This window comes from Mesorhizobium sp. BR-1-1-10 (assembly GCF_020165595.1).
Lineage (GTDB): Bacteria > Pseudomonadota > Alphaproteobacteria > Rhizobiales > Rhizobiaceae > Mesorhizobium > Mesorhizobium australicum.
This window is the reverse complement of the sequence record NZ_JAIUIL010000010.1, coordinates 135,810-156,547: the sequence shown is the minus strand read 5'-3', so window position 1 is coordinate 156,547 and position 20,738 is coordinate 135,810. Positions and strand designations below refer to the sequence as shown.

At 64.3% G+C, this 20,738-nt stretch carries 21 protein-coding genes; 10 read left to right on the top strand and 11 right to left on the bottom strand.

Features of this window, described 5'->3' with window-relative positions:
* The first annotated feature begins 136 nt into the window (after positions 1 to 136).
* Together LB555_RS22085 and LB555_RS22080 are read left to right on the top strand one after the other, a co-directional pair.
* On the top strand, positions 137 to 616 hold the full coding sequence (locus tag LB555_RS22085) for an Lrp/AsnC family transcriptional regulator (RefSeq protein ID WP_015316163.1): 480 nt from the start codon (positions 137 to 139) through the stop codon (positions 614 to 616).
* 249 nt (positions 617 to 865) lie between these two features.
* On the top strand, positions 866 to 1,660 hold the full coding sequence (locus tag LB555_RS22080) for a glycosyltransferase family 2 protein (RefSeq protein ID WP_224683745.1): 795 nt from the start codon (positions 866 to 868) through the stop codon (positions 1,658 to 1,660).
* Between the two features lie 3 nt (positions 1,661 to 1,663).
* On the opposite strand, the gene gmhB is transcribed toward LB555_RS22080, so the two are convergent.
* From gmhB to LB555_RS22055, 5 genes are all read right to left on the bottom strand, one after another.
* The gene (gene gmhB / locus LB555_RS22075; RefSeq protein WP_224683744.1) at positions 1,664 to 2,305 is read right to left on the bottom strand and encodes a D-glycero-beta-D-manno-heptose 1,7-bisphosphate 7-phosphatase; all 642 of its coding nucleotides are present in this window, start codon (positions 2,303 to 2,305) and stop codon (positions 1,664 to 1,666) included.
* Positions 2,298 to 2,870 carry an SIS domain-containing protein gene (locus tag LB555_RS22070; RefSeq protein WP_140617741.1) on the bottom strand — a complete coding sequence of 191 codons (573 nt, stop codon included), beginning with the start codon at positions 2,868 to 2,870 and terminating at the stop codon, positions 2,298 to 2,300. The genes gmhB and LB555_RS22070 overlap by 8 nt, the downstream gene beginning before the upstream one ends.
* 8 nt (positions 2,871 to 2,878) lie before the next feature.
* Entirely contained in the window at positions 2,879 to 4,372 is a 1,494-nt protein-coding gene (gene rfaE1, locus LB555_RS22065) for a D-glycero-beta-D-manno-heptose-7-phosphate kinase (RefSeq protein ID WP_224683743.1), read from the bottom strand.
* A 138-nt stretch (positions 4,373 to 4,510) separates the two neighbouring features.
* Positions 4,511 to 5,143: a LysE family translocator gene (locus LB555_RS22060; RefSeq protein WP_224683742.1), complete on the bottom strand. Its 633-nt coding sequence runs from the start codon at positions 5,141 to 5,143 to the stop codon at positions 4,511 to 4,513.
* 440 nt (positions 5,144 to 5,583) lie between these two features.
* The gene (locus tag LB555_RS22055) at positions 5,584 to 5,820 is read right to left on the bottom strand and encodes a type II toxin-antitoxin system Phd/YefM family antitoxin (RefSeq protein ID WP_224683741.1); all 237 of its coding nucleotides are present in this window, start codon (positions 5,818 to 5,820) and stop codon (positions 5,584 to 5,586) included.
* Between the two features lie 134 nt (positions 5,821 to 5,954).
* On the opposite strand from LB555_RS22055, the gene rfaD reads away from it, so the two are divergent.
* Genes rfaD through waaC form a run of 3 tightly spaced genes read left to right on the top strand, consistent with a single transcriptional unit; the run spans position 5,955 to position 8,862 of the window.
* Positions 5,955 to 6,905, top strand: coding sequence for an ADP-glyceromanno-heptose 6-epimerase (rfaD, locus tag LB555_RS22050; RefSeq protein ID WP_224683740.1), 951 nt, complete (start codon positions 5,955 to 5,957; stop codon positions 6,903 to 6,905).
* On the top strand, positions 6,878 to 7,885 hold the full coding sequence (waaF, locus tag LB555_RS22045; protein ID WP_224683739.1) for a lipopolysaccharide heptosyltransferase II: 1,008 nt from the start codon (positions 6,878 to 6,880) through the stop codon (positions 7,883 to 7,885). Before rfaD ends, waaF begins: the two co-directional genes overlap by 28 nt.
* A complete protein-coding gene (waaC, locus tag LB555_RS22040) occupies positions 7,882 to 8,862 on the top strand; it encodes a lipopolysaccharide heptosyltransferase I (protein ID WP_224683738.1) in 981 nt (326 codons plus the stop codon). The genes waaF and waaC overlap by 4 nt, the downstream gene beginning before the upstream one ends.
* Before the next feature lie 112 nt (positions 8,863 to 8,974).
* On the opposite strand, the gene greA is transcribed toward waaC, so the two are convergent.
* The gene (gene greA, locus LB555_RS22035; RefSeq protein ID WP_023767588.1) at positions 8,975 to 9,448 is read right to left on the bottom strand and encodes a transcription elongation factor GreA; all 474 of its coding nucleotides are present in this window, start codon (positions 9,446 to 9,448) and stop codon (positions 8,975 to 8,977) included.
* A 268-nt stretch (positions 9,449 to 9,716) separates the two neighbouring features.
* Positions 9,717 to 10,250 (bottom strand): tetratricopeptide repeat protein, encoded by a 534-nt coding sequence (locus LB555_RS22030; RefSeq protein WP_224683737.1) that lies wholly within the window; start codon positions 10,248 to 10,250, stop codon positions 9,717 to 9,719.
* Positions 10,251 to 10,391: 141 nt separating this feature from the next.
* On the opposite strand from LB555_RS22030, the gene LB555_RS22025 reads away from it, so the two are divergent.
* From LB555_RS22025 to LB555_RS22015, 3 genes are all read left to right on the top strand, one after another.
* A complete protein-coding gene (locus LB555_RS22025) occupies positions 10,392 to 10,817 on the top strand; it encodes a DUF3775 domain-containing protein (RefSeq protein ID WP_023770218.1) in 426 nt (141 codons plus the stop codon).
* A 116-nt stretch (positions 10,818 to 10,933) separates the two neighbouring features.
* Positions 10,934 to 12,061 (top strand): extensin family protein, encoded by a 1,128-nt coding sequence (locus tag LB555_RS22020; protein WP_263489237.1) that lies wholly within the window; start codon positions 10,934 to 10,936, stop codon positions 12,059 to 12,061.
* Positions 12,062 to 12,177: 116 nt separating this feature from the next.
* Positions 12,178 to 12,984 (top strand): extensin family protein, encoded by an 807-nt coding sequence (locus LB555_RS22015; protein WP_140617732.1) that lies wholly within the window; start codon positions 12,178 to 12,180, stop codon positions 12,982 to 12,984.
* Between the two features lie 7 nt (positions 12,985 to 12,991).
* Here LB555_RS22015 and LB555_RS22010 read toward each other — a convergent pair whose 3' ends face one another.
* A complete protein-coding gene (locus LB555_RS22010) occupies positions 12,992 to 13,702 on the bottom strand; it encodes a gamma-glutamylcyclotransferase (protein ID WP_224683736.1) in 711 nt (236 codons plus the stop codon).
* 111 nt (positions 13,703 to 13,813) lie between these two features.
* On the opposite strand from LB555_RS22010, the gene LB555_RS22005 reads away from it, so the two are divergent.
* Both LB555_RS22005 and LB555_RS22000 read left to right on the top strand, forming a co-directional pair.
* Positions 13,814 to 14,521, top strand: coding sequence for an LssY C-terminal domain-containing protein (locus tag LB555_RS22005; protein WP_140721786.1), 708 nt, complete (start codon positions 13,814 to 13,816; stop codon positions 14,519 to 14,521).
* A 159-nt stretch (positions 14,522 to 14,680) separates the two neighbouring features.
* Positions 14,681 to 15,991 (top strand): hemolysin family protein, encoded by a 1,311-nt coding sequence (locus LB555_RS22000; RefSeq protein WP_015316146.1) that lies wholly within the window; start codon positions 14,681 to 14,683, stop codon positions 15,989 to 15,991.
* 66 nt (positions 15,992 to 16,057) lie between these two features.
* Here the strand turns inward: LB555_RS22000 and LB555_RS21995 are convergent, their stop codons facing one another.
* From LB555_RS21995 to LB555_RS21985, 3 genes are read right to left on the bottom strand one after another with little or no spacing between them, the layout of a single operon-like run.
* Positions 16,058 to 17,377 carry an HlyD family type I secretion periplasmic adaptor subunit gene (locus LB555_RS21995; protein WP_224683735.1) on the bottom strand — a complete coding sequence of 440 codons (1,320 nt, stop codon included), beginning with the start codon at positions 17,375 to 17,377 and terminating at the stop codon, positions 16,058 to 16,060.
* Position 17,378: 1 nt separating this feature from the next.
* On the bottom strand, positions 17,379 to 19,115 hold the full coding sequence (locus LB555_RS21990) for a type I secretion system permease/ATPase (RefSeq protein WP_224683734.1): 1,737 nt from the start codon (positions 19,113 to 19,115) through the stop codon (positions 17,379 to 17,381).
* 34 nt (positions 19,116 to 19,149) lie between these two features.
* Complete coding sequence (locus LB555_RS21985; RefSeq protein WP_015316143.1) at positions 19,150 to 20,631, bottom strand: family 16 glycosylhydrolase; 1,482 nt, start codon at positions 20,629 to 20,631, stop codon at positions 19,150 to 19,152.
* Positions 20,632 to 20,738 lie beyond the last annotated feature (107 nt).

Here is a 20,738-nt window from a genome sequence, read left to right as displayed (position 1 = left end):
CATATGGATATTCGCGCGATGGCCGCTTTCGTTACCTGTCCACAATCGCGTCGACGAGGGCTGGCTTCGACGCAAAAGTCGTTTAATTACAAAATAGCGAAAGATTCTTGCGCCACACTGATCATCGAGAACCCTGATGCCCCTCAAGGCCGATCTTGACGCCATCGACTGGAAGATCCTGCGCGAGCTTCAGTCGGACGGGCGCATGACCAATGTCGAGCTCTCGAACCGCGTCGGCATTTCGGCACCGCCCTGCCTGCGCCGGGTCAAGCGGCTGGAAGAAGCCGGCATCATTCGCGGCTACCGCGCGCTGCTCAACGCCCCGGCGCTGGGCCTCGATGTCGTTGCCTTCTGCCTGGTCGGGCTGCATCACCAGGCCGATGCCGAACTGCGCATCTTCGCCGAGCGTACGCGCGGCTGGCCGGTCGTGCGCGATGCCTGGATGGTGTCGGGCGAATCCGACTTTCTGCTGCATTGCGTGGCGAGCGACCTCGGCGCCTTCCAGACCTTCGTCATCGAGGAACTGACCTCGACGCCGAACGTCGACACGGTGCGCACCGCGCTCACCATCCGCCGCGTCAAGGATGAGGGCCTGGTGTCGTTCGAGCGATCCTGAGCCAGGCGAACGCCTGCGCGATGGCCAAATTCCCGACATTCGCCACATCGGTGCCGCGTTGGTATTCGAAAGACGCTGATGTACAAGGCTGGACGGCTCTGTCGGATTCGCCGCTCAACCGACGCTTGATTGGTTCCCGAGCAATTCCAGCAAAAAATGTGTAACGGTTCTCCGCCCGGAATTGCTTGAGAACAGATGGCGCCAGCAGCAGCGTATATTCCGGAAAGAATCCGCCATGGGAAGGGGACCATGACCCGTTTTGCAAGCCCGGTCTCGGCGCTGATCATCTGCGTGAACGAGGCCGACATGATCGGCCCGTGCCTGGAAAGCATCGATTTCTGTGCCGAGATCATCATCGTCGATTCCGGCTCGACGGACGGCACCGTCGAATGTGTTGAAAGCTATATCGCCAAGGGCTATCCGATAACGCTGCTGCACAATGACTGGCCGGGCTTCTCCCGCCAGCGGCAATTCGCGCTCGACCACGCCAACCAGCCCTGGTGCCTTTCGATCGACCCGGACGAGCGCGTCGACGATCGCTTGCGGCAGTCGATCGTGGCCATCACCGAGGCGGCCGGAGGCAAGGCCAGCGGATGGTACATGCGCCGCCGCGACTGGCTGAAGGGCTACGGCTATGCCCATCGCTGGGTGCTGCACAACAGGCTGCTCAGGCTTTTCCGCAGGGAAGGCGCCAGCATGGATCTAACGGCGCGGGTGCATGAATCCGTTCACGTGCCGGGCGAGACCGACACGATCGAAGAGGGTCTCTTGCTGCATCGCCGTGAAATATCGGTCGAGGAGGATCTTGCCCGAGCCAACACCTATTCCAGCCTCAAGGCGGTGACGCAGGTCGAGAGGGGCAAGAAGCCCGGCCTGATGCGGCTGGTGCTGTCGCCGTTCGGCAACTTCCTGAAATTCTACCTGGCCAAGCGCTACTTTCTGTGCGGCCGGCACGGTTTCGTCTATTCGATGTCGGTGATGATTTATTCCTTCGCCACCGAAGCCAAGCTCTACGAAGCCTCGCAGCAAAACGACCAGGCGTAGGCCCTACGATCCGAGCGCGTCGATGGCGGCGAGCAGGCCGCCGAGATCGTGGTCGTCATGCAAGCGCCTGATGGCGAAGCCAGGCTGAAGCGCCGCCTCACCGTCGACCAGCCAGCCCTGTGCCAGCCCTGCGCGTTGGGCTGCCTGCATGTCGGCCAGCTTGTCGCCGACCATCAGGGAGCGCTGGAGGTCAAGATCAAGGCGCCTGCCCGCTTCCATCAGCATGCCCGGATTGGGCTTGCGCATCGGGTGGTCGGCAATGGCGAGCGGCCCGACGCCGGCCTCGTGATAGGCGCAGGCCAGCACCATGTCGACGAACGCGCCCTGCCTGTCCAGCAAATGGAGCACGCGGTCGTTTACCGCGGCAAAGACGCCCCAGTCGAAATAGCCGCGCGCGATGCCGGACTGATTGGTGACCACGACCACCGGAATGCCGATCCGGTTGGCGGCGGCGATCGCCGGCAGCATCCGCGGTCTCAGTTCTATCTCGGCCGGATCGCTGGGATAGTCGGTGTCGACATTGATGGTGCCGTCACGGTCCAGGAACAGCGCCGGCGAGCGCGCGGGAAAAACCCGCCCGCCGACCTGCTCCACCCACAGGCCCGGTTCGGTCAGCGGGTGCGGCTTCCCGGTCCTGTCAGCCATTCGACAGGCGCGCTTCGACCACCTCGCACAGATAGTGATAGAGGCACAGATGCCCCTGCTGGATGATCGGCGTCGAGGTCGAGGGGACGTTGAGCAGGATGTCGGTGAGCGGCTTGAGCTTGCCGCCGGTATCACCGGTCAGGCTGACCACCGTCATGTCCATCATGCGCGCCTGTTCGGCCGCGGCGAGAATGCTCGGTGAATTGCCGCTGGTCGAGATCGCCAAAAGCACGCCGCCCGCGGCGCCATGCGCTTCGACCTGGCGCGAAAACACTGTGTCGAAGCCGTAATCATTGCCCCAGGCGGTCAGCATCCCGGCATTGGCCGGCAGCGCGATCACATTGTAGGCCTTGCGCTCCTTCAAGAAGCGGCCGACCAGTTCGGTGGCGATATGGATGGCGTCGCTGGCCGAGCCGCCATTGCCGCAGACCAGCAGGGCCTTTCCCTGGGAAAGCGCCGCCACGACGGCATTCACCGCACGGTCCATCTCTCCGGTCAGATCTCGCTCGACCGTGGCAGTGATGGCGGCCGCCGAGCGGACCAGATAGTCGTTCAATTCGGACATGAATTCCCTCAGTTGGTGGCGCTGCCGGCGCGCAGTTTGCCGATGGTGCCAGTGGTGCTCTTGCCGGCGACGAGATCGACCAGAACGACGCGCCCGCCCGCCTTTTGCACCACATCGGCGCCGACCACGGTGTCGATCGTGTAGTCCGCGCCCTTGACCAGTATGTCGGGCAGAAGCGCCTCGATCAGAGCCAGCGGCGTATCCTCATCGAAGACAATGACGGCGTCGACCGAAGCGAGCGCGGCGAGCACGCAGGCGCGGTCATGCTGGTCGTTGACCGGTCGGCCCGGTCCTTTCAGCCGGCGCACCGAGGCATCGCTGTTGAGCCCGAGCACCAGCCGGTCGCACTGGCTGCGCGCCGCGTGCAGCAGGCTGACATGGCCGGCATGCAGGATATCGAAACAGCCATTGGTGAAGCCGACACTCAGGCCCTCCGCCTTCCATCCCGCCACCATGCGCGCGGCCGAGGCGGCGTCCAGGATGGCGTCCTTGTGGGCGGTCGGACCATGCGAGCGGAACAGCGCGCCGGTGAGTTCCTCGACGCTCAGCCGCGCGGTGCCGCGTTTTCCGACCACGACGCCGCCGGCGGCGTTGGCAATGGAGGCAGCGGCGACAGGATCGGCACCGGCGGCAAGCGCCAGCGCGAAGCTCGCGATCACCGTATCGCCGGCGCCCGAGACATCGAACACCTCGCGCGCCTGGGTGGCGATGTGGCTCGCCTCGTCGGGACCGACCACGCTCATGCCTTTCTCGCTGCGCGTGGCGACGACGAAGTCGAAGCCGTGCGCCGCAATCAGTTCCCGCGCCGCCGCAACGATCTCGTCATCGGCGAACACCGCATGGCCGACGGCCTCGCCAAGCTCCTTGCGGTTGGGGGTGACGGCGGTCGCACCGGCGTAGCGCGCGTAGTCGCGGCCCTTCGGGTCGACCAGCACCGGCTTGCCCGCCTCGCGGCAGATGGCGATCAATTCGGCGGCGACGCCGTCCAGCAATATGCCCTTGCCGTAGTCGGACAGGATGACGATGTCGGCCTGTTGCAACGCGTTCCGGAAGCGGCGGATCAGCTCCGCCCGTTCCGCCTCGCCGAGCGGCTTGATCTCTTCCTCGTCGAAACGCAGCACCTGCTGGTTGAGCGCGCTGAAGCGGCTCTTCGACGAGGTCATGCGGCCGCGCTGCTGTGAAAGGCCCACTGTCTCGGCGCCAAGCTCGCCCAGCATCCGCACCAGACTGTCACCGGCGGGATCGGTGCCGATCACCGAGACCGGAATGGCGCGCGCGCCAAGCGAGACGATGTTGGCCACGACGTTGCCGGCGCCGCCCATCGCCGAGCTTTCGCCACGCCCATGCAACACCGGGATCGGCGCTTCCGGCGAGATCCGCTCGATGACGCCATTGACGAAGCGATCGAGGATGATATCGCCGACCACCAGCACGGCGACGTCGCCGAAACGCGCAATGGCGCGGTGCAGGGGTTCGGGAGAAGGCGGATTGTGCTTGATCATGTCATCTGCCACGCGCGGGAAACGCCGATCTCAAATAGGTCGAAACACCAGATTTGCGAGGCCGGCCGGGTCATGCCTGCCGATATACCGCAATTGGGCACAGCGCAACGCCGGGGCGGAAAGGCAAACCCGGACGGGTCAGGCCTTCTGCAAGGCGACGTGGACGCCCAGCCCGACCAGCACCGCGCCGCCGGCCTTCTGCATCAGCCGCTGCGCACGGCTCGAACGCCGCAGCCGGCCGATCACGAGGCCGGCCAGGAACACGCACACGACATCGGCCGACGAGAACATCAGGTTGACGATGGTGCCCAGCACCACGAATTGCAGCCAGACCGGCAACCCCGCCGAGGCATCGATGAACTGCGGCAGGAATGCCATGAAGAAGATCGCGGTCTTGGGATTGAGCACCTCGACGGTGATGCTCTCGAAGAACGCACGCCGCGCCGACTTCCGCTCGATCGCCGGCAGCGCCACGTCGCCCTCCACGCGCTTGCGAAACAGCGAGATACCCAACCAGATCAGGTACAGCGCGCCCCCCAGCTTGACGGCCATGTAGAGCGGCGGCACGGCGTGGAACAGCACCGACAGGCCAGCGGCGGCGGCAAGGACATGGACATAGCCGCCCAGATGAATGCCGAGTGCGGCCGTCAGCCCCGACCAGCGCCCCCGCGCCATGGTCTGCGCGGCGGCGTAGAGCATGGCGGGGCCCGGAATGTAGGCGAAGATCGCCGTGGTGGCGAAAAACGCGATCAGCAGTTCGGCCGGCGGCATTTCTTGTCCCTCATGATCCTGCCCTGCCCGATTGCAGGCCTTCAGTCAGCCCGTGGGATGGCTTTGGATTGGCCCGCGCGAACAGTTGCCATGAAAGCCGACATGACTTTTTTGTGGAATGACGGACTGAATGCGCCGATACGCGCACCCGGTTCGAAATAAGCCGACGATTCCAGAACATCGTGGTTGTACTCGTCGACTATGACCCAAAGCGGGATTGGGTCAAGGCCGGCGCGGCGGCGTTCAATTTCCGGAACGCCAACTGCGACGCGATCACGGCCTTGCTGGGTGGAGGTGATTGCAAGGATGAAAAGGTTCGTGCCTCCGGCTTTTCCGGGAAGAGCGGCGACGAAGGCGACAGGCCTCGCCTTGCGGGCTTCAGCCTCGCCGTCTCCATGTTGGCGATGCCATAGATATGGATATCGCCCGCGGCCACGGGTTTAATCACGGTCCAATTCCGCGGCGTACTCCTCCAGCATCTCGACATGTTGCAGCGGTGCATCCTCGGCCGCGTAGACGCGACGGCTATCGTTGCCGAAGCGCGCTTCGTAGGCCTCGATGCTCATCAGGACGTATCTCGGCCTGTTGTGGCGAGTGATGGCGACCGGCCGCTGGCTGGCAGCCGCGAGCACATCGCCGAGATTCTGTTTCAGATCAGTGGATGGATAGTGTTTCATTGGAAACTCCGTTTGCCCATAATAGACAAAACAGACAAGCCTGAGCGGGCGAGCCCCGAGCGACGGCCTGCTTTGTCGACAGCCCGGCCAGCCTCCCTTATAAGGACCGGAATCGCACGCAACCAGAGGCCTTCATGATCATCGTCACGGGCGGCGCCGGCATGATCGGCTCCAACATCGTCGCCGCGCTCAATGCGGAAGGCCATGACGACATCCTGGTCGTCGACGATCTCACCGACGGCCACAAGATCGCCAACCTGGCCGATTTGACGATAGCCGACTATCTCGACAGGGATGATTTCCTGTCGCGCATGGAGGCCGGCTCGCTTGGCCGTGTCGAGGCCGTCTTCCATCAGGGGGCCTGCTCGACCACCACCGAGTGGAACGGCAAGTTCATGATGGAGGTGAATTACGCCTATTCGAAACGGCTGCTGCATGCCTGCCAGGCGCTGCGCGTGCCCTTCCTCTACGCCTCCTCCGCTTCGGTCTATGGCGGCGGCGCCGAATTTCGCGAGGAGCCGGCGCTGGAGCGGCCGCTCAACGTCTATGCCTATTCCAAGAAACTCTTCGACGATTATGTCAGGCGCACGGTGTTCGACAGCGATCATTCGCAGGTCGCCGGCTTGCGCTACTTCAATGTCTATGGCCCGCGCGAGGCGCATAAGGGGGCCATGGCCTCGGTCGCCTTCCATCTGTTCAACCAGGTCGAGCGTGGCGAGAATCCAAAGCTGTTCGGCGCTTACGATGGCTTCGGGCCGGGCGAACAGAGCCGCGACTTCATCCATGTCGGCGATGTCGCCGACGTCAATCTGTGGCTGTGGAAGCGCGGCGCCAGCGGCATCTTCAACTGCGGCACCGGCCGCGCGCAGCCGTTCCGTGCGATCGCCGAAACGGTCATCGACACGCTGGGCAAGGGCGAGATCGAGTTCATCCCCTTCCCCGACCACCTCAAGGGCAGCTACCAGAGTTTTACCCAGGCTGATATGTCCCGCTTGCGCGCGGCCGGCTATAACGGGCAATTCCGCACTGTAGAAACCGGCGTCAGAGACTATGTCGAATGGCTGAAAGCCCAACGATCCTCGTGATCGGCCCACGCTGGGTGGGCGATATGGTGATGGCGCAGTGCCTGTTCTCGGCGCTGAAGGAACTCCATCCCGATGCCGCGATCGATGTGCTGGCGCCCGCCTGGGCGGCACCTCTGGTCAAGCGCATGCCCGAAATCCGACAGCAGATCGACTTTCCGCTGAAGCCTGGCGCACTCGAATTCAGCCATCGCCGCCGTTTCGGCCGTCTGCTGCGCGGCCGCTACGACATGGCCTATGTCCTGCCGGGCAGTTGGAAGTCGGCGCTGATCCCGTTCTTTGCCCGCATTCCGCGCCGTTTCGGCCATCTGCGCGAAATGCGCTACGGCCTCTTGACCGACATCGTGCCGCTGCCCGATGCCGTGAAACGGCGTACCGCGCAGGCCTATTTCGGCCTCGCCCAGGGCGGCAACTTCCGCGCGCCCCGGCTGACCGTGGACGTGAAAAACCAGGCCGCCCTGCTCGATCGTTTCGGCCTGGCGCCGCGGAAATTCGTAGCCCTGATGCCTGGGGCCGAGTTCGGCCCGGCCAAGCGCTGGCCAAGCGAGAGCTATGCCGGCCTTGCCCGCGAATTCATGGCCAAGGGCCTAGGGGTCGCGCTGTTTGGTTCGAAGAACGACCGCGATGTGACGGCGGAGATCGCAGCCCTTGCCCCCGGCGTCGTCGACCTCGCCGGCCAGACGCGGCTGGAGGACGCCATCGACCTGATCGCGGCGGCAAGGCTCGCGGTCTCCAACGACAGCGGGCTGATGCATGTCGCGGCCGCCGTCGGTACATCCATCGTCGCCGTCTATGGCTCGACCTCGCCTGAAAACACGCCGCCGCTGGCGGAGCGTCGCGAACTGGTCTGGCTCGGCCTGTCCTGCTCGCCCTGCCACCGGAAAATCTGTCCGCTCGGTCATCTCAACTGCCTGAGGACATTGGAAGTCGGGCAGGTCGCCGCGGCAGCGGACCGCCTGCTGGAAGTACCGGACGCGGCATGAAGGTGCTGATCGTCAAGACTTCGTCGATGGGCGATGTCATCCACACTTTTCCGGCACTTCAGGATGCCTGCCGCGCACGGCCCGATATCGCTTTCGACTGGTGCGTGGAGGAGGCGTTTGCCGGTATCCTCACGCTGCATCCGGCGATCGGCACCATCCACACGGTGGCGATAAGGCGCTGGCGAAAGAACCTCTTCGACACGAACACCTGGCGCGAGGCGGCGGCCTTGCGCCGAACCTTGCGCGCCTGCCGCTACGACCTCGTCATCGATGCGCAAGGCCTGCTGAAGTCGGCCCTGGTGGCACGCCAGGCGCGCGCGCCGATCGCCGGCTTCGACCGGTCGAGCGTGCGCGAGGCCTCGGCGACGCTGTTCTATGATATCACCTATGCGGTGGCGCGCGACCTGCACGCCATCGAGCGGACACGGCGGCTGTTCGGGCTGGCGCTCGGTTATCGGCCGGACCTTTTGACGCTCGACTCCGGCATCGTGGCGCCGACGGGCATGATCGCCGGCATCGACGGCAGGACCGCGTTCCTGCTGCACGGCACCAGCCGCGAGGACAAGAAATGGCCGGTCGAGGGCTGGATCGGAACCGCCCGCCTGCTGGTCGAGCGTGGCATGACGCCGGTCACAACCTGGTCGAACGAACGGGAGAAGGCGGTGGCCGAAGCGATCGCCAAGGCCGTGCCAGCCACGGTCGTGGTGCCGAAGTCGCCGCTGGCCGACATTGCCGCCATCCTCGGCCGCTCGACCCTGGTCATCGGCGCCGATACCGGGCTGACCCATCTCGCCAGCGCCCTCGGCCTGCCGACGGTCGCCGTGTTCCTGGCGACGGAGCCGGGTTTGACCGGACCGCGCGGGCCGTATGCATCGACGTTGCTGGCACCTGGTGGCAGGCGCGTGACGCCCTCGGAAGTGATGGCGGAAGCGGAACGACTTTTAGAGCTTAGGCGGACAACTACCGGGAAAGACTGAATTTTCGATGAACGATTGCAGGGTGGCGTTGCCCATCTGCCTGCCGGCAGGGGCGGCGCCAATCTCGCGCGAATAGCACCTGTCAGCGCGGAGCCGCGCCCAGCCGAGACCCTCAGATGAACTGCACCTGGACGATCTCGTAACCCCTGGCGCCGCCCGGCGCATTCACCTCGATGGCGTCACCGACTTCCTTGCCGATGAGCGCGCGCGCGATCGGGGAGGAGATCGAGATGCGGCCGGATTTCACGTCGGCTTCCTGGTCGCCGACGATCTGGTAGGTCTTCTTCTCCTCGGTGTCCTCGTCGACCAGCACCACGGTGGCGCCGAACTTGACCTTTTCGCCGCTAAGCTTGGTCACGTCGATCACCTCGGCGCGCGCGATATAATCCTCAAGCTCGTTGACGCGGCCTTCATTGAGGCTCTGCGCCTCTTTGGCGGCGTGATATTCGGCATTTTCGGACAGGTCGCCATGCGAGCGCGCCTCGGAGATCGCCTCGATGATGCGAGGCCGCTCTTCCTGCTGGCGCCAACGCAGTTCTTCCTTCAATGACGCGAACCCCTCGCCTGTCATCGGGACCTTGTTCATAGTGCCTGACCTTTCCTGCCGCCGCCCCCGCATTCGGGGGAAGCCTTGTCGTTGGGGTACAAAAAGAAAACGGTCCGGCAGCCTCGGGCTAACGGAACCGTTTCACCGCAATTTCCCTGAATATAGCAATCTTTGCGGGCTTTTCACGCCCAAAAATCGGTTTTGTAAAAATCATCCCTTCTTTTATAGCAAGGGCGGCCGTGGGACGGAGCCGAACGAAAACGGCCGCGATCGCTCGCAGCCGCTTTGAGAAATCATGAGAGCCCGATCAGCTCCTCATGAAATGCTCGATCTGCTCGGACAGCATGCCGTATTCGCGCGAACCCTTGCCGGTGCGCTTTTCGATTTCCATCAGCTGCTGCTGGGCGCCGGCCAGATCGCCGATCTGCAGATGCGCCTCGCCGAGATATTCGCGCACCAGCGTGTAATCGGGATCGATGCGCAGCGCTTCCTCGTAATAGCCGAGGCCGACGGTGACGCGGCCGGAATGGCGGTGCGAATAGCCGAGATAGTTGAGGATGCGCGGATCCTGCTTGTTGGCGGCGAGGCTGAGCACGGCGATCGCCTCGTCATAGCGGCCGGCCATCGCCAGGTCATGTCCGGCATAATAGATGCTGTCGTCGTCCAGCTTGCCTTCCTGGGGTGCGACGCATTTGTTCTTCTTCTTGTCCCAGACCATGCCCTTCTTGCATTGGGTGGTCGTATTGGTGTCGCCGCCGCTGCCGGCGGCGAAAACCGGAACGGCAAGGAACTGCAGGGCGAGAAGCGCGCTCGCCGCCTGGATCAGCACTCTTTTATGCATGGAAACCTCCTGAGGGTGTGACAATGCAACACTAACGCCGAGCGGTCCGCGTTTCATCCCGGAAAAGATCGCCTGGAGAACATGAGGTGACGGATGCCGCAAATCCGGTATCATCCGGCAAACGACTGACGGAGAGGGCCCGTGCAGCGACGGCTCGAAAAGGACTGGGATCTCACGATCGGCCCCGATACCGTGCGGCTGTTCATTCTCAAGGCCAAGGCGCTGAGCGCGGCCGTCAACGAGGACTATGCCGACGGCGCCGAACACGAGGTCGAGTTCGACGGTGACACCCATGACAACCATCACCATGACGGCCTTGCCGAGGAAAGCTCCGAAAACCTCACCGAGGAAGAGCTGCGCGAGCTGATCAACGACCTCAACATCGACGAGGCCGCCGAGTTGATCGCGCTGGCCTGGGTCGGCCGCGGCGACTACGACGCCTCGGAATGGGCTGACGCCGTAACCGCGGCACGCGAGCGCGCCAACAAGCGCACGGCAAAATACCTGCTCGGCATGCCGCTGCTCGCCGACTGGCTGGAAGAGGGGCTGGAAGCGATCGGCGCGTAACGCGGAGGTAACCGATTGTGATCGGGTCTAAGCGCCTGTCCAGGCAACTTCGGCCGACTGGCGCCGTTTTGTGGATGATGGCAAAGCTGAGCTTTTCTCGAGGGTACAGGATTGCATTGGCCTTGGCCGTCACGGCTCTGCTGGTCATGCCGGCCGACGCCAGACATCGTCACAAACACCATAGGGCGCTGAGCCCGCGCGTGGAGCAGCCGCTGACACAGCGGGCCGATCAGCCGCTGAAATCGCGCGGCAAGCGGCAGTCGAGAGCGCGAACCAGGCAGCATCTCGCGCCCAATCCGGCACCGCCGGCAACGCAGGATGCTCGGCCGTCTGCCGATGTTCCGGTGCCCGAGCCACGCCCGGTGGACACTCAGAAAGTGGACACCCCGAAGTCCCAAGACCAGAACGCTGAAAATCCAAAGAGCGGCGCGGCGCCCAACCCGCCCAAGGACCCCGATCTACCCAGCGACGAAGAGTCCCATCAGAAAAGCCCGAAACCACCGGAACCACCAGCCGAAACCGAAAGCGAGCCGGAGCCGCCTGCCGTGGCGCCGACGCCGACGCCAAAGCCCGCCACCACGACGCCCGAACCTCAACCGCCGGCCGTCGCCCCGCAGCCAACGCCAAAGCCGGCGGAAGCAGGTGACGAGGAGAAGATGCTGCCCGATCCACGCTCGGCCGATCTTCCCGCCGACAAGATGCCGGCTGAGGAAGTCGCCTGCCGCGAGCGCCTGAAGACACTCGGGGTCGAATTCGAGGAGCACAAGGCCGAAAGCAACCCCGAAATCGGCTGCTCGATCCCCTACCCCGTCGTGCTGAAGTCGCTTGGCAAATCGATCGCGATTGCTCCGGGCACCGAGCTCAACTGCCCGATGGCCGAGGCGGCGGCGCGTTTTGCCGCCGACGTCATCCAGCCGGCGGCTAAAGCCGAATTCGGCGCCGACCTGAAATCGATCGGCCAGGCGTCGGCCTTCGTCTGCCGGCCGCGCAATGGCACGCGCAAACTGTCGGAACATGCTTTCGGCAACGCGCTCGACATTGCCAGCTTTACGCTGTCCGATGGCAGGACGATCGAGGTCGGGCCGGCGCCGCCGGAAAAAGACGGCAAATTCCTCGACGCCGTGCGCAAGGCCGCCTGCGGCCCGTTCAAGACCGTGCTCGGCCCAGGCGCCGACGCCGACCACGCGCTGCACTTCCATCTCGACCTTGAGCCCCGGCGGCATGGCGGCACGTTCTGCCAGTAAACGCGGTTGACGCAGGATCGCCGCCGCAATTCCGCCGCAGGCATGAACGCGGACGCTGAGTTTTCCTTTACCCTTGATCGTTAAAATGCCGGATATCCAGAAGTAGGATTCCGCCAATGGCCGGCAAATTTCGCGCCGTTTTCCTCGCCGCCGCGCACCAATTGAAACCTGCGGCGCTTATGGCCGCCGGTCTTGCATTGGCCACGGTTTCCGCCTGCAACACCGGCAGCGTGCTGTCGCTGCAGCCTGCCGTCGATGTCGGCTCGCAGACCGCGGCCGTGCCGCAATATCAGGGCATGCAGAAGCTTGTTCCGTCCAATCCCTACATGACTCAGGCCGCCTATCCGCGCATGGACGAGCCGATGTCGCCGGTGGAGCAGATTCCAGCCAGCGAAACCGATTGCCGCCAGCAGCTGAAGCGCCTCGATGTCGCCTACACCGATCTGGCACCGATCCATGAGGGCCAGTGCGGCATCGACTATCCGGTCAAGGTCACGGCTATCGGCAGCATCGAGATGAAACCCGCCGCGACCCTGACCTGCGACATGGCCGCCACCTTCGCCGCCTGGACCAAGAACGAACTCGTTCCCTCCGCCCGCTGGCGCTATTTCTCCGGCGTCAGGACCATCCACCAGGGCTCAAGCTACTCCTGCCGCAACATTGCCGGCGAAGGCGTGCTGTCGGAGCACGGCAAGGGCAACGCGCTCGATGTCATGAGCATCGAACTCAACAATGGCGACGACATCGACGTGCGCAAACCCGGCCTGTTCGCCTTCCGCACCCGCGGCTTCCTCAACAATGTGCGCGCCGACGGTTGCCAGTATTTCACCACCGTGCTCGGCCCCGGCTACAATTACGACCACCGCAACCATTTCCATTTCGACATCAAGAACCGCAGGAACGGTTACCGCGCCTGCCGGTAGGAAAAGATCATGCGTCACCGGTGGACGCGACAATTTGCCGAGCCACGAGATCCTGGATGCGCCAGAGATTCTTGTCCCGAATACCGCTTTCTTCCAGCTTGCTGACGGTCCGGAACAGATACTGCGCCGACGACCCCCAGTGTCCGGCGGCTCGCGCCAGCGTGTCCGCAACCTGCTCCAACGGCAACCGTCCGGCATAGGCCTTGCCACCCGGCGCGGCGACGAAAGCCAGAGCGCGCAGCGGACCCTGCTTGGTCTTGACCTTGATCCAGCAGGGCACGTTGGTTGGTGGGTTGGCATCGATTTCCCGGCGCATCAGCTGGCCGAGCTGCCCGAAATGATCTTCATCGGGAAGCCGGTAGACGATCCCGTTGCAGCTGCCGCCGCGGTCCAGCGCCAGCATCAGGGCAGGCAATTCGCGCGTGCCCCGCCAACGCGTCAGCTTCAGGCAGAACGAACGGTGCCATCCAGGCGCCGTCGCCGGGCGCTGCTCGACAGGAACGAATTCGGGATTCCAGATCAACGAACCATAGGCGAAGACCCACAGCATTTCGGGCCGATATTCGGCAAGCAGTCGAGCGACCAACTCATCGAACTCCGCGTTGGTGTGCTCGGCCGTTCCAGGCTCAGGCCCGGGATCCAGTTCGACGCGCTCGACCCGGGCGACAAGATCCGCGGTCAACGCCATCGTTCTCGGGCCCGTCGGCTTCCGTTTCATTCCCGCCCCCACGAAAAAATGATGGCTGACGATAAACCGTCTGCTCATCTCTGGCCATTGATTTCCAGGGAACCGTCAGGCAACAGATAGCGCTCGGATCGAGCCGCCTTTATGAGCCAACGAAGCCTCCAGCGACGCATTGCGATCTGGGTAGTGGCCGTGCTGGGCGGCTATCTGGCGCTCGCCTATGTCGCGGCGCCGGAATTCTGGACATTCCGTGATCGCGGCTTTCGCGATCGGCATTTCGAGATGGTCACCCACACGTCGCAAGGCATTCCCGGCGACCCCATCAATGTCGGCCTGATCGGCACGGAGAAGGAGCTGGTGCACGCTTTCGCCGTCGCCGGCTGGGACACCGCCGACGCCGTCACCTTGAGAACCGCCATCGACATCGGCGAAAGTGTACTGTTTTCCCGCCCCTATCCCGACGCACCGATAAGCCGTCTGCTGTTCGAAGGCCGCGCCCAGGAACTCGCTTTCGAAAAGCCGGTCGGCGACAGTGCCGACCGGCGCCATCACGTCCGTTTTTGGCGAACGGATATGGTTGGCGACGATGGCAGGCCGCTCTGGCTGGGTGCCGCCAGCTTCGATCGCGGCGTCGGTCTGAGCCATGACACGGGCGCCATCACCCATCACATCGGTCCCGACCTCGATGCCGAGCGCGACTTTATGATCGGCGATCTCAATGCCGCCGGCCTGTTGGCCTCGACCAGCGGCCTGGCGGGCATCGGCCCCACCCGGAGCGGCCGCAATGGCGGCGGCGACCCTTATTTCACCGACGGCAAGGCGGTCGTCGGCGTGCTGAAGCAGTTGCCGTAACGGCAGGTCAGGTCGTCGCGATGACGATCTTGCCGAACGGCCCCTTCTCGAAGGCGCGCCGCCCTGGGATGCTGTCTGATCCACCCGCATCCGCTGTCATCTTTCTAAAATGGCCGCCGACTATTTTCGAAAGCCGTGCGGCAATGCTATTGAGCCCTCATGCTATACGTTGAAATCGCCACCGTGGTCGTCCTCATCTGCGTGAACGGCCTTCTGTCGATGTCCGAACTCGCCATCGTCTCATCGCGGCCGGCTCGCCTGAAGGCGATGATCGACCGCAACGTCAAGGGTGCCGGCCGCGCTTTGGCGCTTGGCTCCAATCCCGGCAAATTCCTGTCCTCCGTGCAGATCGGCATCACGCTGGTCGGCGTGCTCTCGGGTGCCTTTTCCGGCGCCACGCTCGGCCAGAGGCTGGCGCAATATCTGGCTACGGCAGGCATCCGCGAGAACATAGCCGATCCGCTCGGCGTCGGCATCGTCGTGGCCATCATCACCTATGCCTCGCTGATTATCGGCGAACTCGTGCCCAAGCAGATCGCGTTGCGCGATCCCGAGCGGGTCGCGGCACGGGCGGCGCCGGCAATGACCATCCTGGCCACCATCTCGGCCCCTCTGGTCTTCCTGCTCGATATTTCGGGCCGTGCCGTGCTCTGGCTGCTCGGCCAGCGCGGCGAAAGCGAGGAAAAGGTCACCGACGAGGAGATCAAGATGCTGGTCGCCGAGGCCGAGCATCACGGCACTATCGAATCCGACGAGCGGCGCATGATCGCCGGCGTCATGCGGCTTGGCGACCGCGCCGTGCGCGCCGTCATGTCACCGCGCACCGATGTCGACTGGATCAACCTGCAGTCCGACGATGCCACGATCCGCAAGCTTCTGATGGACACCCAGCATTCGCGCCTGCCCGCCGGCGACGGCGGGGTGGACGCCATGATCGGCGTCATCCAGACACGCGACGTGCTGGCGGCACTGCTCGGCGGCCGCGCGCTCGACCCGCGCAAATATGTGCGCGCGGCACCGATCGTGCACGATCAGGCCGATGCGCTTGATGTGTTGCAGAAGCTGAAGGAGAGCGACGTGCCGATGGCGCTGGTGCATGACGAATACGGCCACTTCGAAGGCATCGTCACCCCCGCCGACATCCTAGAAGCCATCACCGGCGTCTTCCGCTCGGATCTCGAGGCCGGCGAGGAAGAAAACGCCGTCCAGCGCGACGACGGCTCATGGCTTCTCGCCGGCTACATGCAGGCCGACGAGATGGCCGAGGTGCTCGGCATCGACCTGCCGGAGAACCGCGACTACGAGACCGTCGCCGGCTATGTGCTGTCGCACATGCACCATCTGCCGGCGACCGGCGAATGTGTCGACGCGCAGGGCTGGCGTTTTGAGGTCGTCGACCTCGACGGCCGCCGCATCGACAAGCTGATCGCCACCCGCCTGCCCAGCGGCCACCGTGAGATGGTGCGCTGACGGCATATGCATGGTTCGGCCCGGCGGCCCTCGACGGCGGCCAATATATTGCGCGGACCGCGATCTCTACCGCTCGGTGAAGGCGCGGGCGAAGGAATCGAGCATCGGACGCGCCAGATACTCCAGGAAAGTCCGGTCACCGGTGTTGATGAACGCCTCGACCGGCGTTCCGGGATAAAGCTGCTCGGGCTTTACGCCGGACGGAAGGTCGGCCGCGATCCTCAGCTTGGCGCGGAAATAGGGCTCATGCGTTGCCTCGTCGATGAGCCGGTCCGCTGAGATTTGCGCCACCGTGGCTGAGACCTCGGGAGTGAGCCGCGCGTTCAAAGCCGACAGCCGCAGCTTCGCCGGCTGGCCGACACGGACCTGATCGAGGTCTTTCGGCCGCAGCCTTGCATCGACGACGAGGCCCGATGCCGTGGGCAGGATCTCCATGATCTTTTCGCCGGGGGCGATCACGCTTCCCTTGGAATTATAGGCCGACGACACCACGATGCCTGCCGCCGGCGCCTTGATCGTCGTGCGCCGCAGCACCGCCTCCGCCGCCCTGGTCTGCTCCTCGACGTCGGCCAGATTGGAGCGAACGTCGTCCAGCTTCGTCAGCGCCTCCTCGACGCGTTGCGTGGTCTGGCGCTCGATCTGCTCCTGGGCTTCGACGATCTGGGTGTTGGCCGTCGCCAGATTGGCCTCCAGCGCCCCGGCCTGCCCGACGAGATCGGCCTCGCTGCGCAATAGCTGGGAGTACTCGGTGCGGTTGGTGAGGCCCTTGTCCAGCAGACCGGTCTTGATGCCGAGTTCGTTCTTCACGACGTCGGCTTGTTGCTGAATGGCCTGTTGCTGGGCCTGCAACCCCACCACCGACTGCCGATGCATGGCGACGCGTTGTGCCAGGATCGATTTTTCCGACCGGAACCGGGCGAGCCTGGCGTCGAATTCCTTTTGCTGTTCGCGAACCAGGATCTCGAAATCGTGCTGAAAAGGTGCCGGCGCCGCTTCGGTGATGGGCGCCATCCTGTCCAATCCGTCGCGTTCCGCCTCCAGCCGCGCCGCACTTGCCCTGAGCGCGATCGACTGCCTCACCAGCCGGTTGAGCTCGGCCTGCGCGGCCGTTGGATCCAGCAAGACCAGGTCCTGGCCCTGTTGCACCCGATCGCCTTCATGGACCGGTAGCTCCCTGATGATCCCGCCCTCGCGATGCTGGATGCGGATGTTTCCGCCGGTCGCCGAGATCGTGCCTTGCGTGATCACCGCTCCCGACAAGGGAGCGCTGACGGCCCAATAGCCGAAGCCGCCCGCCAGAACCGCTATGGCGACGTAGCCGGTGAGGGCCACGCGTCTTATGTCGGTGCGCGGCTGGCTGTCCCAGGCGAGGCTCTGTGTCGTCATCTCACGATCCGAAACTGCCACCTGCGCGGATTGTCGGGACGAATGACCCGGTCACCACCGTGCTCTGCTGGGGGGCCTTGCCGATGACCGAGCGCCGCAGCACCTCGTCGCCAGGGCCGAAGGCTTCGACCATGCCGGCGCGCAAAAGCATCACGCGGTCGCAAGCGGCGGCGATCGAAGGGCGATGGGTGATCACGATCACCGTGACGCCCGCCGCCCGCGCGGCTGAAAGCACCGCCTCGAGCGCGGCCTCGCCGCTGCCGTCGAGATGGGAGCTGGGCTCGTCGAGCACCAGGAGCCGCGGATTGCCGTAGAAGGCGCGCGCCAGGCCGATTCGCTGGCGCTCGCCCCCCGACAGCGCCCTGTCCGACGGGCCGATCATGGTCTGATAGCCGTCGCGCTGCGCCAGGATCAGTTCGTGCACCTGGGCGCGCCTTGCCGCCTCGACGATTGCGGCGTCGTCTGCTTGCGGGTCGAAGCGGGCGACGTTTTGCGCGATTGATCCAGGAAAGAGCTCAACCTCCTGCGCGAGGTAGCCGACATGCTTTCCGAGTTGGCTTTCGTCCCAGGTCCTGAGGTCGGCGCCGTCGATCCTGATTGAGCCGCCGGTCGGTTGGGCGGCCCCCACGAGCAACCGCGCCAGTGTCGATTTGCCGGCCCCGCTCGGGCCGACGATGGCCAGCGCTTCGCCCGCGCCGATCGCAAAGTTGAGCCGCTTGAGGATGGGTTCCGTGCCGGGTTGGGCGTTCGGCGCCATGAAGAAGACGTCCTGTACGGAAATCGCACCGGCCGGATCGGGCAGGATCAGTTTTCGCGGCTCGGCCGGGCGCATTGCGAGCGCTTTTTCCAGCCGCGTCCACGCCCGCCGCGCGTCGGCGATCTGCCGCCAGGCGCCGATCAGCTGGTCGAGCGGCTGCAGCGCGCGCGACGACACCAGCGAGGAGGCGAAGATCATGCCGGCCGTCATCTGCCCCTGCAGCACCAGCCATGCGCCGGCGCCGAGGATCGCCAGTTGCAGCATCATGCGCAGCGCCCGCGAGGCGCCGCTGAAGATCGCGTTGGCGCTCGAGGAACGATCATGGAAAGTGAGCGCCGCCGCCACGTGCCGTCCCCAGACCAGGGAGGCATTCCGCACCATGCCCATGGCGCGCAGCGTCTCGGCATTGCGGGCAAAGGCCTGTTCCGCCTGGCTGGCCAACGCCGAACACTCCGCGGACAAGGCATCGTTCCTGCCGATCGCAAGCTGGTTGGCCACGACGAGGAATAGCAGAAGCACCGCGCCGGCGACCGTCACCCAGAACAGCACCGGATGGATGAGATAGAGCAAGGCGAGGAAGACAGGGGCGAAAGGCAGGTCGAACAGCACCGCCACGCCGCGTGACCTGATGAAGGCGCAGACCGAAGCGAGATCGCGCAGCGGCGACAGGCCGCCGGCATATCTCGCGCCGAGCGAAACGGCGAAGGTGCTGGCACCCAGCTTGCGGTCGACGGTCGCCGCGACGCGCTGCGTGTAAACGGCGCGGATCGCGTCCAGCAGCCCGAGGAAGGCGAGCGCGAGCACCGCGATAGCTGACAGATAGACAAGCGTCTCGACGCTGGAGGACGGCAGCACGCGGTCATACATCTGCAGCAGGTAGAGCGGAATCACCAACAGCAGGATGTTGATCAGCAGCGAGAAGACGCCGACATCGGCGATAGCGCGCAGGAAGACCGGACGCAGGCCGGACGGTCCAGTCATTTCCGCATTTCCCGCCGCTGCATGATCCCGGCCCTTACGCGTGGCCCCCGAATTCGGAACCGCCGTGCAGCGTGCTGCTGGCGATGCTATGCGTGGCGGTGCTGGTGGTGGTGTGCAAAGCGCTCGCCGGCGCGTTGTCCAGCGTATAGGCGCGGATATAGTCGATCTTCATCTCGGCAGGCGTCGCCAGATGATCGGGAGGCGCGCCGGCAAGACCGCCGACCGCGAGATCGGCCAGCATGTACATGGGCTTGTGCATATCGGATGGCGTCGCCGCTTCCGCGACCTGGACACCGTCATAAGTCCAGACGAGCTTGTCCGGCGTCCACAGCAGCCCATAGGTGTGGAAGCCGGCGGTATCCATGGTGTTTACCGTCGACGTCACCTTGGTGTGGGTTCCCGTTTCATTCGAATGCGCCGTCATGATCAACGAGTTCGGGTCCTGCCCGCGCGTCTCGACCACATCCAGTTCCGGCGGCCACGAGCCGTCTGCCGGCAGCAGCCAGAAGGCGGGCCAGGCGCCGGCGTTCTCGGGCAGGTCGGCGCGCATTTCGAAATAGCCGTAGGTTTGTGAGAAGGTGCTGTGCGTATTGAGGATACCTGACGTGTATTCGTAGTTGTTGATCAGCGGCTTGATGTCGGCCGGCGCCTGCGCGGCGGTGATGGTGAGCACGCCGTTATTCACGCTGAACGGGTGGACGGAACTCGTCGGCCCGTAATTGGCGTCGATGTACCATTGCAGCTCGCCATTGCTGGTCAATGTGCTGCCGTTCGGCGCTCCCCATGAGAAGTTGGTATCCCACGTGCCGCCCTGAGCGTTGTGAAGATTGAGCGCGTTGAAGTCGTCGCTGAAGGACAGCTTCATGCCGGACATGTCGATCGGCAATTCGAACTGGTTGGGCTGCAGCTTGTCGATGGTCGTGTCCTTGAACTCGAGGATCTCGCCGGATCCGAGGTTCAGCAGCACGTTTGATCCCGCCTGGATCAGGTTCGAGTGAACGGCATCGAACGACGTGAAACCATAGCCATTGAGGCGGACGGTGTCGGTGGCGGCGAAATTGGCGATCAGGTCGCTGCCGTTGCCTTTCGAGATGACGAACGTGTCGTAGCCACCGCCGCCATCGATCAGAACATCGTTTCCCGCGCCGCCGTCCAGCGTCTGGTGCCCAGCCTTGGCGGTGATGATGTTGTCCAAGCCGTTTCCGAAAGCGTAGTTGTTGGGGTTTGTGACGATGAGGTTCTCGACATTGGCGGGGAGCTTGTAGCTCATCCACGTGCTGATCGTGTCGATGCCTGCCCCGGCGCCCTCGGCCACCTTGTTGCCCGCCCCATAGAGGTAATAGATGTCATCGCCCGTGCCGCCATGCATGGTGACGTTGAGATTGCCCGCTCCGTAAAACGAGTCATTTCCCGCGCTGCCATACAAGTCCGGCCCGGCACCAGGCGCCGAGAACCAGTGGTTGGACGTACCGCTATAGGGAAGAGGAACACCCACGGCGTTGACGAAGAAGCTCATCGGATACATCCTCCTCGTGAGGCATGGCCGCCTCGAACCGTTCGCTTACGGACTTCCGGATGGCCACGTCGGATCAATGCTGAAAGGAACGATTTCGTTCCGGGGAA